This window comes from Larkinella punicea (assembly GCF_003334855.1).
Lineage (GTDB): Bacteria > Bacteroidota > Bacteroidia > Cytophagales > Spirosomataceae > Larkinella > Larkinella punicea.
Window position 1 is genome coordinate 48392 of the sequence record NZ_QOWE01000001.1, and the last position, 19140, is coordinate 67531.

Genomic DNA, 19140 nt, shown 5'->3' on the forward strand with positions numbered 1-19140 from the left:
TGCTGAACCGTTGTATCAACAGGAATTCATCGCTTATGCTTTTCTTCGTCCGCTTACGTTTGCTGGCTTGTACGCTCTGTTTTTTAGTCTCCTTTCAGGCCGCTCATTCCCAGACGGTTCCATCCTTTCTGAAAGCAAATCCGCACTGGGTCGATTCGGTTTTTAACGCCCTGACGCCCGACCAGCGGATTGCCCAACTGATCATGGTAGCCGGTTTTTCCAACCGCAGCAAGGGCTACGAAGATTCGCTGATGGCGCTGATTCAAACGTACCAGATTGGCGGAGCGGTTTTCTTCCAGGGCGGTCCGATCCGGCAGGCCCGGCTGGTCAACCGGCTGCAAACCGTCGTGAAAGTCCCGATGCTCATTGCCATCGACGGCGAGTGGGGATTGGGGATGCGGCTCGATAGCACCGTGCGGTTTCCGTATCAGATGACGCTGGGGGCCATTCAGGGACGCGACGATTTGATCTATAAAATGGGTGCCGCCGTGGCCCGCCAAAGCAAGCGAATGGGCATCCACATCAATTTTGCCCCGGTAGCCGATGTCAACAACAACCCCAACAACCCGGTCATCAACTTCCGTTCGTTTGGCGAAGACAAAGAATCGGTGGCCCGCAAGGCACTGGCCTACATGAAAGGTATGCAGGACAACGGCTTGCTGACCTCGCTGAAACACTTTCCCGGCCATGGCGATACCAGTACGGATTCGCACTACGACCTGCCACTGATCTCGAAAAACCGCCAGCAACTGGACGAGTTGGAACTGTTTCCGTTTCGGAAACTGATCGACGCGGGGGCTTCCGGGGTCATGATTGCCCACCTGAACATCCCGGCGCTGGACTCCACACCCAACCTGCCCAGCACGCTTTCGCGCCGGGTGGTTTCTGACTTGTTGAAAAACGAACTCGGTTTTGGCGGTCTGGTCTTTTCCGATGCCATGAACATGAAAGGCGTTACGAAATATTTTCCGTCCGGAATAGCCGACCGGATGGGCATCGAAGCGGGTATGGATGTGCTCGAATACACCCTCGACATCCCGCGTGCCATTGCGGAGATCAAACAGGCCATTGCCGACGGGCGGCTATTGCAAACGGACGTCGACGCCCGCTGCCGCAAGGTGCTGGCGGCCAAAGCCTGGGCCGGGCTGGATCGGTACAAACCCGTCAACCTGATGAATCTGATTCGGGAGTTGAACGAACCCGAATCCAACCTGATCAATCGTCTGTTGACCGAAGAAGCCCTGACGGTGCTGAAAAACGACAAAGAGCCGTCTGGTGAGCCCATCATTCCGGTATTGAATCTGGGTACCAAACGGATTGCCTCTGTTTCGCTCGATGCTCCGAACGAAACCTATTTTCAGAAAATGCTCGCCAATTATACCGCCATCGATCATTTCAATCTGGCAGCCACGACCGCAGATACCACCGTTGAGCGGATTCGGAACGACTTGAAACAGTACGATTTGCTGCTCGTAGGCGTACATCTGAGCAACATTCGCCCGGCGGTGCAATACGGGGTTACGCCCAAAACCGTCGCGCTGTTGAAAGAATTGTGCGAAACCGGCAAAGCCGTCGTCTCGGTTTTTGGCAACCCCTATGCACTGGACAAGCTCGAAGGGCTGGACAAGGCAAAAGGTCTGATTATGGCCTACCAACTCACCCAATTCACGGAAGAACTGGCCGCTCAGCTCATTTTTGGCGCGATTCCGGCGAAAGGCAAACTGCCCGTAACGGTTAACCCGCAATTCAAACTGAACGACGGCATTACCACGCCCGCCATTGCCCGGTTGAAATACACCATTCCGGAAGAAGTCGGCGTCGATTCGTATTTCCTGACGGCCAGGATCGATTCGCTGGTGAAAGTGGCAATGGAGCAAAAAGCAACACCGGGTTGCGTTGTAGAAATGGCGAAAGATGGCAAAGTAATTTTTCGGAAAGCCTACGGAACGCACACCTACGAAGGGTTGACCCCGACGAAAGAAGACGATTTATTCGATCTGGCTTCCGTAACCAAAATCAGCACCTCGACGCTGGCACTGATGCGGCTGGTTGACGAAGGGAAGTTCGATCTGAACAAAACCATGGGTGACTACCTGCCGGATTTCAAACATTCGAACAAAGCCAATCTGGTCTGGCGGGACGTTTTGGCCCATCAGGCGGGTTTGAAAGCCTCCATTGCCTTCTGGACCGCGACCAAAAATCCCGACGGTACCTGGAAAGACCATACGTTTGACGACGAAAAACACGGCCCGTATAAAGTTGAGATTACGGATAATCTGTTCATGCATCGAAAATACCGGAAAACCATCTTCGAAACGATTCGTGACTCGCCGGTCAGTGCTAAAAAAGACTACGTCTACAGCGATCTGTCGTTTATTCTGTATCCGCAGATTGTTGAAAAAATGACGCACCAGCCCTTTGAAGACTATCTAAAACAGAACATTTACGAACCACTGGGCGCTACAACGCTTACGTTCAACCCGCTGCGGTTTTATCCCCTGCCGCGCATGGTGCCGACGGAATACGATTCGGTATTTCGCAAAACGCTGGTTTGGGGTCGCGTACACGACGAGGGAGCTGCCATGCTCGGCGGTGTTTCGGGCCATGCCGGTTTGTTCGGTTCGTCCAACGACTTGATGAAACTGGTCCAGATGTATTTGCAGAAGGGATATTACGGTGGAAAACAGTTCGTCAGTCCGGCCACCATTACGGAATTTACGCGCTATCAATTCCCGGAAAAAGGGAGTCGGCGCGGCCTGGGCTTCGACAAGCCGACGTTCAAATATTCAGGAAACGCGCCTAAATACGCCAGTCCACAGAGTTTCGGACACTCTGGTTTTACCGGACCCTTTATCTGGGTCGACCCGCAGTACAACACCTCCTACGTGTTCATGTCGAACCGGGTTTATCCGAGCCGGAGCCACACCAAGCTCATTACATTGAACATCCGGACCAGCATCGCCGATGCGTTGTACGAAGCGATTCGGCGGGGACCGACGTCCAATCTGGCGAGTATCCTGATGACGCCGTAAAAAGGAATCCATTTCGTATTTTTGTCTTGACTAATGCGGTAAAACGCCCGGCTTCGGATGAAAAACTACCTGATTCGCCTGGTTGACTACGAGCAGTGGGCCAACCGAACCGTGATCGATGCGCTCGACAGCGTGGCCAGTCCTCCGCTTCGGGCAGTGCAACTGATGGGGCATATCCTGTCTGCCCAGCAAATCTGGCTATCGCGGGTGACGGGAGAGATCAGTTACGTCGCCATTTGGGAAGACATTCCAATTGCCTGGATGGGGGAAACGTCCGACCGGAATTTCCTGCGCTTGAAAACCGTCCTGAATAGTGAATCGGACGACAGCCTGAACCGGATTGTTTCGTATACCACCTCAACCGGTCAGCCTTTTAAAAGCCCCCTGATCGACATTCTGACGCAGTTGAGTCACCATGCCGCCTACCACCGCGGGCAGATTGTCCAGTTGCTTCGACCGCAACTCGACCAGGCCCCGTTGACCGATTTTATTTTCTGGGCGCGGAACTGAGCCGCCGGGGTTGGCATCCGGTCGCTTGAGACTCCCCTCAGAACCTCATTATTTCAGGCGATAGGACAGCCTTGTCACCTCAATAACCGGGTCGAATCCGGGTTTCCACCGGATTTTTTCATTAAACACAATAGACGTAACCCGTTTATGGCGAACCTGTGACGTTTCCAGAAACTCTTTGGCATCCGCCAGATGATCGACCCGGGCGTTCACCACCATTCCCTTCTCCAGTAACACAGGCACCGCCCGGTAGGTAACGGCCCGGCTATTTTCTGCTCCAATGGTCATGGTCAGTTGCGGAGGCTGGAAAAGGACATTCAGGATTTTTCCATACAGGGAATAGTGGATTTTGGTATAAATGACATGCAACAGGGAGTCTTTTTCTGGAAGACGCAATGTTTCACCCATCCGCAGCCGGATGGTTTCTTTTCTGACAAGTTGCAGCGGCCGGATATCATCCGTTTTTTTCAGAAAAAGGCAACCATTGGCCTCATCGGCCACGCGGTAGCGTTGCAACACCGCCAACAGCGTTTGCGTCTCATCCGCAAGCGGGTATTTCCCGTCGATACTTTCGTAGGAGTAGATAATCCAGTCGGGAGCGGTTTTGGATAGATACTTCTCCCGATTCTTCGTATCGAGATACCAGTTGTAAGCCTGATAGGATTGAATAACCGGGCGGGGGTTGTAATTCAATCCGTTAAAATAAATTTCTGAAATTTCATTGGGGATCCGATCCGTCGTCTGATTCCCGATCTTTTGAAGAATCCGGGCGGGGAGTGTTGCCCTGGGAACGGGATATTTTTCCGTTAATGCTGACTGAAAATAATGCGTTAGAATGTATACTTTCTGGGTAAACATTGTCGTATAATTAACCGACATTTTCCCGAAAACCGGCGCATAAAAAACAAGATAAAAACTACCATTCAAGAGTAAATAGACAAAGAATGTTTTCCGGATCCAGCCTTCTTTTGCGGAAACGATAATCAGCACCAGCAATATGCTTGATTGCTTGATATAGACCGTTAAGTGGCCGCTATCGGCTCGGGTAAAAGCATACTTCAGGATAACAAAGGAAATGATCAGCATCCACACCAGGCTGAATAAGGCGGCATAAGGGTTGCTTTTAGGCTTGTAAACGGATGTCTTTATGGTATAAAAGTAAAGCAAGGTGGTTGCGATTTGCAGGAGATACATTCCATACGAAAGCAGTACGAGCCTGAGCCTGTTATCCGGATAAATAGCCTGAGATTCGTTATAACCACTGATTATATGCAGGCTGGAAATAAAGTAATTCACTAAATCGGTGTGCAAAAAATGAGCACCCGTCATCAGTAACACCAGCAGAATCGCTACCTGAAAAAGAAACCAACGCCCCGTTTTTTGCTTGCTCAAGTAAATATAAACCAACAATGAAACAATAAAACCCAGAATGAGAATGCCATAATTGGCCTTCATGAAAAAATTTACGGTGGAGAGGACCAATAGGTAGTAGAGCAAACCCTGCGTCGGCCGGTAGACATAGCGAACACCCCAGTAAATTACCGAATAAAACCACAGGAAATGCACCCATTCCCCATACATGTTGCTGATCAGGGCCCACAGGATAAAATAGACACCCAAATTCCACATTCTGAGCGGATTAGGCAACATATTGTAAAGCAAAACGGCCAAATTAACCGCGAAAAAAAGATCCACGGCCAAAAGCTCCAACCGACCGGTTGTAATCGTATATCGCTGAAGCCATCGGCCCAACGGCCCATACGTATAAATAATATCCTGCCCCCAGATCAGTTTCTTTTCCTGACTAAGCTCCAACGCAATACGCCATGAATTATCAATCCCGGCACTCGGTATATGGACGAAATCCAGGTACGGAAACGTCAGAATTAAAAGAAGTAATACGTAACTGATTTTTATAGTTTGATTCTCAATTTTCGTATTAATGAATCTTTCAAACGTCGGTAAGAGGTAGATTCTGCAATAGTTTATCGCTAATATCATACAAGAGTGGATAGAGGTTTTACATGGTCGGACGGGATAGAATTTATAAACTAGAAAATACGGCTATCAAGAATAAACGTAATCGATCATTCGGGTAAATATAATAAACCCAACTGATATATGTTTGCAAAAGCAAACATAATACCAATACGGCGAACTGATCAGCGAGATGGCGAGTTAATCAGAAAATCATCGAAAACGTGCTGCCTTGTCCGGGTGTGGAGGTCACTTTTAATTGCCCGTTATGAAGCTGCATAATCTGCCGCGAAAGGCTTAAACCGATGCCGGAACCGGTTTTCTTGGTGGTATAAAAGGGGATAAAAATTTTCTCGATGGCTTCCGGTTCGATGCCCGGCCCGTTGTCGGAAACGTAAATCATCAGCCGGTTGTCCTGCGATTTAACTTCCAGCCGGAGTTTCGGCTTTCGGTGTCCGTCCAGACTTTCCATCGCATTCTTGATCAGGTTGATCAACACCATTTCAATTTGCCCGGCATCGGCAAAAATCATCAGGTACGACGGCACGGGGGGAGCCTGTAAAATAATATGCCGCTGCTGCAACTCGGTCTGTACCAGCGCAATGACGTTTTTGAGTAGATTCTCGACGGAGATTTCGGCCAGTCTTGGTTGCGGAATGGCCGTGAAATTGCGGTAGGCATCCACAAACCGCATGATGCCGCGCCCCCGGTGTTCAATGGTCGTCAGGGCTTCGCGCAGGTCATTGACCGCTTCGGTATCCGCCCCAGCCAGTTCGGTGTTGACAATCTGCTGCATGGTGCCGACCAGCGAAACAATCGGCGTAACCGAATTCATAATTTCGTGCCGCAGTACCTTGGTCAGGTTCTGCCACGCTTCCAGTTCCTTCTGCTGCAGTTCGGAGCGAATGTTCTGAATCGACGCCACCGTGACCGGACGGCCCCGCAGGCTAACCGTCGCACAGCGCACCGAAAGCTCCTGCTCGAAGCTGGTCTGGTAAATGGCGGGCGTGCTGCTGGGGGTTCCGGTCAGAATATCATATAAACCGGCATGAACCGACTGTAAATCAGAAAGATTGCGGAGCCGGTAGATTCCCAGCAAACGCAAAGCAGCCTGGTTGGTCATCTCGACATTGCCGGCCATATCGAACGAAATCAGCCCCACGCTCACCTGCTGAACAATGGTGTTGAGGTAATGCAGATTCGCTTCTTTCTCGGCCCGCGCCTGCCGGAAAGCTTCCAGCACTTCGTTGAACTGCTGGTTCAACTCCTTAAAACTGGGACCCAACTCACTATCGGCTTTGAAGGCCACGGCAAAATCCGAATACCGTACGGACTCCATAAACCGGGTCAGTTTGCGGTTCAGGCTGGTGATGTAGCGGTGCAGATTGGCCGTTTGAATCGTCAATAGAATAATCCCGACCCCCACCAGCAACGACCGGCTGGCCGGAACCGTCCACCAGGCATACGCGATCAGCAGACAGGTAACCAGAATAATGGAAATCCGAATAAAAAGCCCGGTGGCGAATCGTTTCATGATTTAGAGTCCGTATTTCTCCAGACGGCGGTATAGTGCCTGCCGCGACAGACCCAGTTCGCGGGCGATGTCGGTGATGTTGCCGTGGTATTTCTGCATGGCCTGCTGAATCATTTTCTTCTCCATGTCTTCAATCTGAAGATTTTCCTGGAACGGCAAATCCTTGTCCGTCGGAATGGCCGCCGGTGTACTGGTGCCAAAGTAAAAATCTTCCGGTTCGAGCACATTGCCCTGCGCCAGAATAACCGCCCGCTCGATGGCGTGCTGCAATTCCCGGATGTTACCCGGCCAGCGGTATTGCTGCAATTGCCGCGTTAGGGCCGGACTGATCGAAGCGACTTTGCGGTTGTATTGCTTGCGGTATTGCTTCAGAAAATGCTCGGCCAGTGGCACAATATCTTCGGGCCGTTCGCGCAGGGGCGGAATGTGAATCTCGATGGTATTGATCCGGTACAGCAAATCCTGCCGAAATGTGCGGTCACTGACGTGCTGATAAATCGGTGAATTGGTGGCGCAAATCAGGCGGACATCAATGTTTTTGGGCTTGTTCGTTCCCAGTCGGGTCACCACCCGCTGTTGCAAAACCGTCAGCAGTTTGGCTTGCTGGGGCAGTGAAATGTTGCCGATTTCGTCCAGAAAAATCGTGCCACCCTGAGCTTCTTCAAACCGCCCGGTTCGGTCTTCGCGGGCATCAGTGAAAGCACCCTTGACGTGGCCGAACAATTCACTCTCGAACAGACTGTCGCTCAAAGCGCCCAGATCGACGCTCACAAACGGTTTGTCGCGTCGGAGCGATCGCTGGTGTAAGGCTCTGGCTACCACGTCCTTTCCGGTGCCGTTCTCACCCAGAATCAGCACATTGGCATCCGTTTCGGCCACCCGCTCTACGGTGGCAAACACCTGCCGCATGGAGGGACTGACGGCTATGTAGCTGGATTGGTTTTGCGACTTGCCGCCCACCGACGCCGATCCGGCCAGGCTACCGGTTTTCGACAGTCCGTTGCTGTCGTCCTTCCGCCCGTCCAGCGCACTCTGCAGGGTGGCCAGCAATTTATCGTTTTCCCAGGGTTTCAACACAAAATCCCGTGCACCGGATTTGATGGCCCGCACCGCCATTTCAACGTCGCCATACGCCGTGATTAACACAACCGCCGTGGTGGGTTTAATGTCGAGAATCCGGTCGAGCCACAGAAAACCCTCGCGACCACTGCTGTTGTCGCGCTGAAAGTTCATGTCGAGCAGCACGAGATCGTAGCTTCCGTTGGTGATCAGAAACGGAATTCTCTCGGGATTCTTTTCAATATCAACCTGGGGATAATGGCGTTTGAGCAGCAATTTGGCAGCACTCAACACATCGACGTCATCGTCGATAATCAGAAGTTTCGACATAAAATTTTCAAGACAGGGCCAGAAACAGTGCGGTTTTTTCCAGTCGGGATGTCCGTTTACCGCCTAAAGATAGGCAGTCTGTTGGTTCGCTGCAAAACGGCTTATCCGGAAGAAACAGCACGGCAAGATAAGGCGGTTTTGTCCGTGTCCGCTTTCGGACAAAACTTGTCCGCATGTGGACAGGAATTAGCCACCAAAACGACCATAACTTACTGTCTATCAGCACTTGTAAATTACTGGCACGTCAATTGGCATTAGACTGTCCGAGTGGATGATGCTGAAAAATCATTTTATTGCAGCCTTATTCAAGAATCAATTAGTCAACCAATCAATCAACGAATTAATGGATCGCGTATTACCTAAACGATTTTGGACAAGCCAGCGGATTGCCATCGCAGTCGGTGGAGTAGCCGTAATCGGATTGCTGGCTTACAACTTTCTATGGGCCGATCACCGTTCGAAACTGAACGTCGAAAAGGATAAAATTACGATTTCAACCGTTTCAACCGGCACTTTTGACGATTTCATTGTCGTAACCGGTGTGGTTCAGCCTTTGAAAACCATCCGGCTCGACGCCATCGCCGGGGGTTATGTGACGGAGAAACTCGTAGAAGGTGGGGCAATGGTGAAACAGGGCGAAGTATTGCTGAAGCTGGAAAACCAGAACCTGCGACTCAACTTCCTCCAGTCGGAAACCGAAGCCAACCGATTGGTGAACGATTTGCAAAATACCCGTCAACGCTTGCGGGTGGAACGCTACACGCTGCAAAAAACGCTCTCGGATCTGGATTTCCAACTCGACAAGGCCAAAGATGCCTATGACCGCCAGGCGAAATTATATAAAGACAAAGCCATTCCCGAACAGGATTACCTGACGGCCAAACGGGATTATGACCGGCTGGTGGAGCAACGGAAAATTGAAGTCGAATCGCAGAAATACCAGCAGGAAAACTCACTGATTCAGATCAAACAACTGGAGGAAACGCTGGCCCGGACGCAGAAAAACGTGGCCCTCTGGCAGCAAACGCTGAATAATCTGGTGGTGAAAGCACCGGTTTCGGGTCAGTTATCGTCGATGGACGTGGAAGTCGGTTCCAACATCAACCAGGGCCAGAACATTGGCCAGATCGATGACCTCAACGGTTTTAAAATGCGGGTCGGCATCGACGAACACTACAACAGCCGCATCTTCGCCGGTTTGAACGGAACGTTTGAATACAGCGGTACCAACAATGCCTTGCAGATCACGCGGGTTTATCCGGAAGTGCGGAACGGACGGTTTGAGGTAGACATGATTTTCCCGAAAGGCGCTCCGGCGGGGATCAAACGTGGCCAGTCGACGCCCATTCAACTGGAACTGGGCAAGGCTTCGAAAGCGACGCTGTTGCCCGTGGGCGGTTTCTTCTCCGATACGGGTGGCAACTGGGTCTATGTGGTTGATAAACTGGGCAACCGGGCGGTAAAACGGAGCATTACGCTGGGTCGTAAAAACCCCGAATACTTCGAAGTGCTGACCGGCCTGGAACCGGGCGAACAGGTCATTACGTCATCGTATGAGAACTTTGGGGATAACGAGGTATTGGAATTTTGAGGAGGATGGGATGAGAGGAGGAAGGAAAAAGGGGAAAAATGGCAATAATACCCACTCATCCTTTCCGCGCTTCCTCCTCTCTCCCGTTTTTAAAACTTTTCTAATCTTGTTTTTATTAAATTTTGCAGCATTGCAGAGATTAATCGTGTCTTTCCTAAGAGTTGTTCTCCAACTGGATTAGTAATGACACCGATAGCAATAGATAAATGAATTTGAGTTCGAAGTTCACCAGTTGATCCTTTGGCGATACGCAGATACCGGATAAATTCTTTATTTGAATGTCGTTCAAAACCTTCGGCGATATTGGAAGAAATTGAAACGGCAGCCCGACGCATTTGATCTTTTAAGCTATAATCTTGGCAGTCAATTAGTTCCTTATAAAGCGAAATAGCTAAATCAAGGCCTTCTCGCCAAACAATTAAATCTTCAAACTTTTCAATTTTAGACATGATTCAAAAAAGGAAGAATGGATGAAAGGATACAGGAAACCGGTTTTTAATTAGACGCGGATTTGTCTGAAAAGCAACGACTTTCCTTTTCTCCTTTCTTCCTTTCCTTCTCTAATCCTCAAACAAATGATACGTACCGTAAACCTACAAAAAGTTTTTGCGACTGAAGAAGTCGAAACCACCGCGCTGCACGGCATTTCCATGGATGTCAAGGATGGCGAATTTGTGGCTATGATGGGTCCGTCGGGCTGTGGAAAGTCCACGCTGCTCAACATCCTCGGCCTGCTGGACAACCCGTCGGAAGGCGAATACCATTTCTATGGCACCGAAGTGTCGAAGATGTCGGAACGCCAGCGGGCACAGTTGCGGAAAGGCTCCATCGGCTTTGTGTTTCAGAGCTTTAACCTCATCGACGAACTAACGGTTTACGAAAACGTCGAACTGCCGCTGCTGTACCTGAAAACCCCCGCCGAAGACCGTAAGAAAGCGGTGGAGGAAGTGCTCGAACGGATGAACATCATGCACCGACGCAACCACTTTCCGCAGCAGTTATCGGGTGGTCAGCAGCAACGGACGGCCATTGCCCGCGCGGTGGTTGCCAAACCCAAGATGATCCTGGCCGATGAGCCGACGGGTAACCTTGACTCCACCAACGGGGAGGAAGTGATGAAATTGCTGAACCAGTTGAACACGGAAGGAACGACGATCATCATGGTGACGCACTCACCCTACGATGCCGGTTTTGCCCACCGCATCGTCAACCTGTTCGATGGCAAGATTGTGACGGAGAATTTCCACGTATAATACATCTGAACCGGGATTCAACTGATTTCACTGATTCTTTTGATGATTCTGATTAAAAATCAGTTGAATCAATGAAATCAGCTTAATCCCGGTTCAGAAACCTTTTTATGAAAACGCTGATCCTTTTGTTTCTTATGGTTTGTATCGGCCAGTCGGCTTCGGCCATTGGTCATCCACACAACCTTTTTTCGGCCCACCGGAAGGTGAAACAGTATGTCCCAAAGACAAAGGATAGCCAGCGAACCCCTTGCCAGTTATCCCAACCGACGCTGGTGAAGTTCGTGCGGACTCTGGCACAGTAGTACGACGGCTCACCGACGATCCCGCTTTTTCTTATGCTTCTCAACTACACTAAAATTGCGCTGCGTAATCTGTGGAAACACAAAACGTTTGCGTTGGTCAATGTCATTGGCATGTCGGTAGCATTTGCAAGCTGCCTGTTGCTGTTTCTGGCCGCCTGGTCGCACCTGACGTTCGATAACTTCCACACCAACGGCAAGCAGTTGTTCATGGTGTATGAGCAGTCGGGACCCACCAGCAAATCGGCGACGATGCCCGCCCCTCTGGCTCCCTCACTCCGCAAAGAACTCCTGCCCGAGATCGCGCACATTACGCGGGTGGTCGATGGTGGTGGGGCGGTTCGGTACGGCGATCAGGAATTTGACAAGAGCGTCCGGTTTGTCGATCCCGATTTCTTCGAGATGTTTTCGTTCCCGATGCAGAAAGGCAATCCGTCCACGGTTCTGAACAGCCTGAGCAACATCGTTATCAGCGAAAAAACCGCCCGGTCTATTTTTGGTTCTACCGACCCCGTTGGAAAAACCCTGTCGCTGCGGCTAAACGAAACCTGGAAACCGTTCGTGGTGTCGGGCGTGATTGCCGATGCGCCTACCAATTCCAGCCTGAAATTTGACCTGCTGGCCCGGTTTGAAGCCTACCCGGAATACCAGCAGAACAAAGACCAGTGGGACAACCGGTTTCATTCGGTATTCGTCCAGGTCGATCCAAAAATCAGCGAAGCCACGTTTGAACAACGGCTCCGGCCTTTTGTCACCAAATACCTCGCCAATTCGATCCTGAACCTCAAACGCGACGGCGGGCAGCCCGACGAAAACGGCGACCTGACCAGCCTTCGGCTGTTGCCGATGACCGACCTGCACTTCGACACCGAGGTGGGCGGAGGCAATGGCTCGCCCGTCAAACGCTCCTACCCGATTCTGCTGCTGGTAGTGGCCGGTTTTATCGTGCTGATTGCCTGCATCAACTTCATCAATCTTTCCACAGCCCGGTCCATGACGCGCTCCCGCGAGGTCGGTATGCGCAAGGTGCTGGGGGCCTTAAAACAACAACTGGTCTTTCAATTCTGGGGCGAAGCCTTCATTCTTTGCCTGATTTCGCTGGTCTTGGGCGGTTTGCTGGTCACGGCTCTGGTAGCCGAGCTGAACAGCATTTTACGAACCAAAGCATCCCTCTCCTACCTCGCCGACCCTACGGTAATCGTCTCCATGCTGACGGCTTTCCTGGTGATCACCTTCGTGGCCGGTGGCTATCCGGCGTTGTTTGTGGCCCGGTTGAACACGACGCAGATTCTGAAAGGAAAAGTTTCACTGGGAAAAACCGGAGCGGTTCGCAACACCCTACTCATCGTTCAGTTTGCGATTGCCACATTCCTGATGGCATGTACGCTCATTGCCTGGCAACAAGTCAACTTCCTGCGCACCATGCCGCTTGGATTCAATGAAAATCAGGTCATTAGCATTCCGGTTGGCAGTTCGGTCAATGGGCGGCAGGCGTTAAACCTCTTCCGGGATAAGCTCGCACAACAGCCCCGGGTGCTGAGTGTGACGGGTGCGTATAAGAACTTTGGCCGTGGTCTGGATGGTTCCTCCGTGACGTCGATCGTGGGCTTTGACCACAAAAACCGGACGATTCGGAGCCACTGGCAACCCGTCGATTACGATTACCTGAAAACCCTGGACATCAAACTGCAGGCTGGACGCGATTTCTCCCGTCAGTACGCCACCGACACCACCACCAGCGTCATCATCAACGAAACGATGGCGAAGGAACTGGGCGAGAAAAACCCGGTCGGCACCTTGCTGAACGTGAGTGATGGCGAACCACCTTTGGTGGTCATCGGCGTGGTGAAAGACTACCACCACGAATCGCTCAAAAAAACCGTACAGCCCAACACGCTCCTCATGAGCCACGACTGGCCGATTGGGTATATTCTGGTCAAAATCGCGCCGGATAACGTGCCGGCCACGATGGCGGTTTTGAAAAAAGCGTGGGAGGAAGTTGCTCCAAAATCTGAATTTGAAGGCAGTTTCCTCGACGAAAATACCGACCGGCAATACCAGTCGGAAGAACAAATGGCCAAACTGTTCATTACGGCCGCCGGGGTGGCCATCGTGCTGTCGTGCATGGGCCTGTTTGCCATTGCCGTCATGATCATGGCACAGCGGATCAAAGAAATCGGGGTACGCAAAGTGCTGGGAGCCAGTGTTGGCAGTATTGTGATCCTGTTGTCGAAAGACTTCCTGAAACTGGTGTTGATCGGCATTGTCATTGCATCCCCGCTGGCGTGGTGGCTCATGAGTCAATGGCTGAAAGAATACGCGTTCAAGATCGAACTGGCGTGGTGGATGTTCGCCGTTGCGGGTTTGCTCGCCATTCTAATCGCCTTCGCCACGGTGAGTTTCCAGAGCATCAAAGCGGCCTTAACCAATCCGGTATCCTCACTTCGGTCGGAGTGAAAAGAGTGAAGAGTTAAGAGTTAAGAGTTAAGAGTTAAGAGTTAAAATGGATGTCTGCATTTCTAACTCTTAACTCATAACTCTTCACTCATAATTTTACACAACATGCTAACGAACTATTTCAAAATCGCGTTTCGGAATCTGGTGCGCCACAAGGTGTTCTCGGCCATCAACATTGTCGGGCTGTCCATCGGGATTGCGGCTTGTCTCCTGATTCTGCAATATGTGGATTTTGAGCTGAGCTACGACCAGTTTCACGCGAAGGGCGATCGGATTTACCGCGTCAAACAGGATCGGTATGACAAGGGCAAACTGAGCACGCAATGGGCCGGGGGTGCCCAGGCGGCTGGCAACTCGTTCAAAGCGACCTTCCCGGAGGTGGAAGATTACGTCAAAGTGCTGAAGCGCCGGGCATTGATTGCCGATTACGGCGAAAAAAGCCTGAAAGTTGAGAAGGTTTTTGTGGCCAGCCAATCGTTCTTCAAAATCTTCTCCTATCCCCTGCTCGCCGGTGATCCCACCACCGCCCTGGCCGAACCCAATACCGTTGTTCTTTCCGAAACCGTTGCTAAAAAGCTGTTTGGAAATGAACAGGCTATGGGCAAAACCATCCGGTTCAACCAGCGGAAGGCGGTTAAAGTAACGGGTGTTTACAAAGACATGCCAGCCAATACGCATCTGCACGCGGATCTGCTGATTCCGCACGTGACGTTTGTGAAAGAAATGGGGCCGGACAACAACCCGGACAATGCCTGGATGTGGGACGGGGCGATGTCGTATTTGCTGCTCCGCCCTGACGCGAATCCGAAAGCGCTCGAAGCCAAGTTTGTGCCGTACATTGAAAAAACCATTGGAGCCGAACTGAAAAAATACGATGCCGGTGCGGTCTATACGCTGCAACCCCTGAAAGACATTCACCTCTACTCGCACCTGATGGAGGAAGCCGAACCCAACGGCGACGGCAACACGGTTTATCTGCTGCTGGCGATTGCGTTTTTCATCGTCGTCATTGCCTGGGTCAACTACATCAATCTGGCGACGGCGCGGGCCATCAACCGCGCCAAGGAAGTCGGCATTCGCAAAGCCGTCGGGTCGCAGCGGGGGCAGTTGATCCGGCAATTTCTGATTGAATCGGTCTTGCTGAACGGCCTGGCGGTGGTTCTGGCGCTGGGGTTTGTCGTGGCCGTGATGCCCTTGTTCAATACGCTGTCGGGCCAGCACCTGACGCTGTCGCTGCTGGGAAACGGGTCGTTCTGGCTGGCGTTGGCAACCTTGTTCGTCATCGGAACCTTCTTTTCGGGCTTGTATCCGGCGTTTGTTTTGTCCGGTTTCCGGCCGGTCACGGTGTTGAAAGGCAAGATGGTGACGTCGCGGCAGGGCATCATTCTGCGGAAATCGCTGGTCATTTTTCAGTTTGCGGCTTCGCTGTTTCTGCTCGTCGGCACGCTGGCGGTTTTTCGGCAGATCAGCTTCATGCAGGAACAAAGTCTGGGTATCAACATCGATCAGACGCTGGTCGTCAATCCGCCCATCATCCGTCTGGATTCCACGTTTATGCGGCAGATGGTGGCTTTTAAAGAAGAACTGCTGCGCCAACCCGCCATCCGGCACGTGGCCGCGTCGTCGGTGGTGCCGGGTCAGGCGTCGGACTGGAACGCGGGCGGCATTCGATTGAAAGGCACCGACGAAAGCAAGGGAAGCCAATACCGGGTGATTGCCGTCGATTACGACTTCCTGAAAACCTTCGACCTGAAACTGCTGGCCGGGCGCGATTTTTCGAAAGAGTACGGCCTGGAAAAGAAAGCCGTCATTTTCAACAAAATGGCGATCAAGCAACTGGGTTTCAACAAGCCGGAAGAGTCGATTGGCAAAGAAATTGATTTCTGGGGCGAAACGTTTACCATCGTTGGCGTCACCGACAATTTTCACCAGCAATCGCTGCGGGATGCCTTCGAACCGCTGATTCTCCGGCTCATTCCGGATGCGGGCGGTTATTTTTCGATCAAGATGGCATCCAGTCAACTGAACACCACGATCGCTACCGTCCGAAGCGAATGGAACCGGTTTTTCCCCGGCAATCCGTTTGAATACTTCTTCCTGGATGAACATTTCAACGCGCAATACCAGGCCGATCAGCGGTTTGGGCAAGTGTTCGGTTTGTTCACCGGTTTAGCCATTCTGGTCGCGTGTCTGGGTCTATTCGGGCTGGCGTCGTTCACCACGGCCCAGCGGACCAAAGAAATTGGCATTCGCAAGGTGCTGGGGGCCACGGTGCCCGAGATCGTGCGGATGCTCTACAAAGAATTTGCGATTTTGATTCTGATTGCCTGCGTGGTAGCGACTCCGCTGGCGTGGCTGGCCGTGAGCCAATGGCTCAACACGTATGCGTTCCGGGCCGATATAAATTGGTGGCTTTTTGCACTGCCGTTCGTGCTGGTACTGGCGATTGCACTGTTGACGGTTTCGTTTCAGTCCGTGAAAGCGGCTCTGATGAATCCGGTTACTTCGTTGCGGTCGGAATAAGGAGTGAAGAGTTAATACTTCCGCTTTTTGCCCCTAAATCCCCTAAAGGGGACTTGGACGCAGCCTAATCCGGATGCTAAAAGTCCCCTTTAGGGGATTTAGGGGCAAAAAGCGGAAGTGCAATGAATTATCAGACGTAAATCCTAAGAGTGATGAGTTGGCTAATGCTCTTCACTCTTAACTAAAAAAAGGGTATGATTCGCAATTACTTCAAAACCGCCTGGCGGGGTCTGCTCAACAACAAAGGCTACTCGGCCATCAACATTGGCGGGTTGGCCGTGGCACTGGGAATCGGTATTCTGCTGCTCTGGTGGGTGAAAGACGAAATGAGTTTCGACCGCTTTCATGCGAATGCGGATCGGATTTACCGCGTCAACGGTGGTTTTGGCTCCGGCACGGCGCAGCAGTTTTCGGGCCAGATCGTGGCCCCCGTGGCGGCACATGCCAAACAGCAAATGCCGTCGGTGGAAGACGCCGTGCGCATCGTTGGAAACTACGATTCGTCGCCTTTCAAGGTGCAGGACAAAACGCTGGTGGAAGAAAAAGCCGTCTACGTCGATCCGGGTTTCTTCACGTTTTTTAGTTTCGAATGGGTTAAAGGGAACCGCGAGCGTCCTTTCCCCGACCGGCAATCGGTCGTTCTGACAGAATCGGCGGCTTTGAAATACTTTGGTTCGGCCGAACCGGTGGGAAAAATCCTGTATTCGGTTCCGAAAAAGCAGAACTTCGTCGTGAGCGGCATCATCCGCGATTTCCCGGACAACTCCAGCATCAAATGCAACATGCTGTTTCCGCTGGAGATCGTTGCCAAAGGCTATCAGGCCAACGATTACTGGAAGTCGATGGATTCGGATTGGGGAAACTGGTACGCCCAGACCTTTTTCCGGATCGATCCACGGGCCAATCTGGACAAGATCGTTAAAACCCTGAACGACGTTCATCACGCCAGCAACCAATACGATCAGGTGACGGTGTACCGCCTACAACCGCTGACCGACATCCACCTCTACCGGCCCGACGGCACGCCCGGTGCCATGCAGGAAGTGAAAATGATGGGCATCGTCGCCCTGATTCTGCTGGCCATCGGCTGTATCAACTACGTCAACCTGGCCACGGCGCGGGCCACACAACGGGCGAAGGAAGTGAGTGTCCGGAAGGTCGTCGGCGCGGGTCGCCAGCACCTGATCGGGCAGTTTCTGGCCGAATCACTCCTGATTTTTGTCGTCGCACTGCTGCTGGCCATCGGGCTGATCAAAGGGCTGGAATCTACTTATCAGGAACTGACCGGCAAAACCCAACCCTTCTCGCTGGCCGATCCGCAAACCTGGCTGGTGTTGGTGGGTGCTTTGGTATTTACCCTGGCCGTTGCGGGAATCTATCCGGCTCTGGTTTTGTCGTCGTTCGAACCCTTGAAAGTGTTGCGCGGAAAAATGGCAACGGGTGGCAAAGGCGTTACGTTCCGGCAAACGCTGGTGATCACCCAGTTTGCCTTTTCGACGGCTTTGATCGTGGGAACCCTCGTGATTGGCAACCAACTGCGGTTTATGCGCGAGCGAAATCTGGGCTATGACCGGGAAAATGTCTTCGCGTTCTGGATGACCGGCGATATGTTGAAGCATTTCGATGCGATCAAGGCCGAATTGTCGCGCCAGCCCAGTGTCCGGAGCGTAACCGCTTCGAATGGAAATCTGCTCAGTTTAGGCAATTCAACCGGCGATACGGACTGGGACGGAAAGCCCAAAAACAGCATGTTTATCATCAACCGGATGCAGGTTGAGAAAGATTTCATTTCCACCTTCGGTTTGAAAATGGTGCAGGGAGAAACCTTTACGGGCTCCCCCGCCGACTCGATGCACGTCATCCTGAACGAAACCGCCGTGAAAAATACGGGCATTAAAAATCCCATCGGCAAAAGTTTTACGCTCGGCCAAACGAAAGGAATCATCATCGGTGTCGTGAAAGATTTCCATTTTGCCTCCCTGCGCCAGAAAGTGGAACCGGCGGTTTTCTTTTACCGGAACAACACCAATTTGGGGCGGCTTTACATCAAAACCACGGGTCGGGATGCCTCCAAAGCCATTACGGCTACCGAAAAACTCTGGAAAAAATACAGTCCTGATTATCCGTTCGACTACCAGTTTATGGACGTGCAATACAACGAGCTGTATAAATCGGAACAGCGGACGGGGCAGTTGTTCAACTTCTTTGCGGGAATCGCCATTCTGGTTTCCTGCCTGGGGCTGTTCGGTTTAGCGACGTTTACGGCCCAGCAACGCACCAAGGAAATCGGAATCCGCAAGGTGCTGGGTGCGTCGATCGCGGGCATTGTCGCGCTGCTTTCCAGAGATTTCCTGAAGCTGGTGCTGATCGGCATTTTGATTGCGTCTCCGATTGCCTGGTGGACAATGAGCCAGTGGCTGACCGCCTTTGCCTATAAGATCGACCTGGAGTGGTGGGTGTTTGCGCTGGCGGGTCTGCTGGCCGTGCTGATTGCCTTTGCCACCGTCAGTTTTCAAAGCATCAAAGCCGCGTTGATGAATCCGGTGAAGTCACTGCGTTCGGAATGAAGAGTTAA

The 19140-nt window shown here is 51.8% G+C and carries 12 protein-coding genes; 8 read left to right on the forward strand and 4 right to left on the reverse strand.

The genetic code is table 11. The annotated features are described in order from the left end of the window. The first annotated feature begins 35 nt into the window (after nucleotides 1-35). Together DUE52_RS00215 and DUE52_RS00220 are read left to right on the forward strand one after the other, a co-directional pair. The gene (locus DUE52_RS00215; protein ID WP_114403929.1) at nucleotides 36-3032 is read left to right on the forward strand and encodes a serine hydrolase domain-containing protein; all 2997 of its coding nucleotides are present in this window, start codon (nucleotides 36-38) and stop codon (nucleotides 3030-3032) included. Nucleotides 3033-3089: 57 nt separating this feature from the next. Beyond that, the gene (locus DUE52_RS00220) at nucleotides 3090-3542 is read left to right on the forward strand and encodes a DinB family protein (RefSeq protein ID WP_114403930.1); all 453 of its coding nucleotides are present in this window, start codon (nucleotides 3090-3092) and stop codon (nucleotides 3540-3542) included. A 48-nt stretch (nucleotides 3543-3590) separates the two neighbouring features. On the opposite strand, the gene DUE52_RS00225 is transcribed toward DUE52_RS00220, so the two are convergent. The 3 genes from DUE52_RS00225 to DUE52_RS00235 all read right to left on the reverse strand — a co-directional run bounded on the left by DUE52_RS00225 (nucleotide 3591) and on the right by DUE52_RS00235 (nucleotide 8442). Beyond that, complete coding sequence (locus tag DUE52_RS00225; RefSeq protein WP_133299732.1) at nucleotides 3591-5171, reverse strand: hypothetical protein; 1581 nt, start codon at nucleotides 5169-5171, stop codon at nucleotides 3591-3593. A gap of 553 nt (nucleotides 5172-5724) precedes the next feature. Then, on the reverse strand, nucleotides 5725-7053 hold the full coding sequence (locus DUE52_RS00230; RefSeq protein WP_114403932.1) for a sensor histidine kinase: 1329 nt from the start codon (nucleotides 7051-7053) through the stop codon (nucleotides 5725-5727). A 3-nt stretch (nucleotides 7054-7056) separates the two neighbouring features. Further along, a complete protein-coding gene (locus tag DUE52_RS00235; RefSeq protein WP_114403933.1) occupies nucleotides 7057-8442 on the reverse strand; it encodes a sigma-54-dependent transcriptional regulator in 1386 nt (461 codons plus the stop codon). Between the two features lie 343 nt (nucleotides 8443-8785). Between DUE52_RS00235 and DUE52_RS00240 the strand changes: the two genes are divergently transcribed. After that, nucleotides 8786-10033, forward strand: coding sequence for an efflux RND transporter periplasmic adaptor subunit (locus DUE52_RS00240; RefSeq protein WP_114404231.1), 1248 nt, complete (start codon nucleotides 8786-8788; stop codon nucleotides 10031-10033). Nucleotides 10034-10122: 89 nt separating this feature from the next. Here DUE52_RS00240 and DUE52_RS00245 read toward each other — a convergent pair whose 3' ends face one another. Beyond that, nucleotides 10123-10482 (reverse strand): four helix bundle protein, encoded by a 360-nt coding sequence (locus tag DUE52_RS00245; protein ID WP_114403934.1) that lies wholly within the window; start codon nucleotides 10480-10482, stop codon nucleotides 10123-10125. A 126-nt stretch (nucleotides 10483-10608) separates the two neighbouring features. On the opposite strand from DUE52_RS00245, the gene DUE52_RS00250 reads away from it, so the two are divergent. The 5 genes from DUE52_RS00250 to DUE52_RS00270 all read left to right on the forward strand — a co-directional run bounded on the left by DUE52_RS00250 (nucleotide 10609) and on the right by DUE52_RS00270 (nucleotide 19132). Beyond that, a complete protein-coding gene (locus DUE52_RS00250) occupies nucleotides 10609-11286 on the forward strand; it encodes an ABC transporter ATP-binding protein (protein ID WP_114403935.1) in 678 nt (225 codons plus the stop codon). A 107-nt stretch (nucleotides 11287-11393) separates the two neighbouring features. After that, the gene (locus DUE52_RS00255) at nucleotides 11394-11588 is read left to right on the forward strand and encodes a hypothetical protein (RefSeq protein ID WP_114403936.1); all 195 of its coding nucleotides are present in this window, start codon (nucleotides 11394-11396) and stop codon (nucleotides 11586-11588) included. A gap of 33 nt (nucleotides 11589-11621) precedes the next feature. Continuing rightward, nucleotides 11622-14042, forward strand: coding sequence for an ABC transporter permease (locus DUE52_RS00260; protein WP_114403937.1), 2421 nt, complete (start codon nucleotides 11622-11624; stop codon nucleotides 14040-14042). A 105-nt stretch (nucleotides 14043-14147) separates the two neighbouring features. Then, nucleotides 14148-16565, forward strand: coding sequence for an ABC transporter permease (locus DUE52_RS00265; RefSeq protein WP_114403938.1), 2418 nt, complete (start codon nucleotides 14148-14150; stop codon nucleotides 16563-16565). 194 nt (nucleotides 16566-16759) lie between these two features. After that, on the forward strand, nucleotides 16760-19132 hold the full coding sequence (locus DUE52_RS00270) for an ABC transporter permease (protein WP_114403939.1): 2373 nt from the start codon (nucleotides 16760-16762) through the stop codon (nucleotides 19130-19132). Nucleotides 19133-19140: the final 8 nt, after the last annotated feature.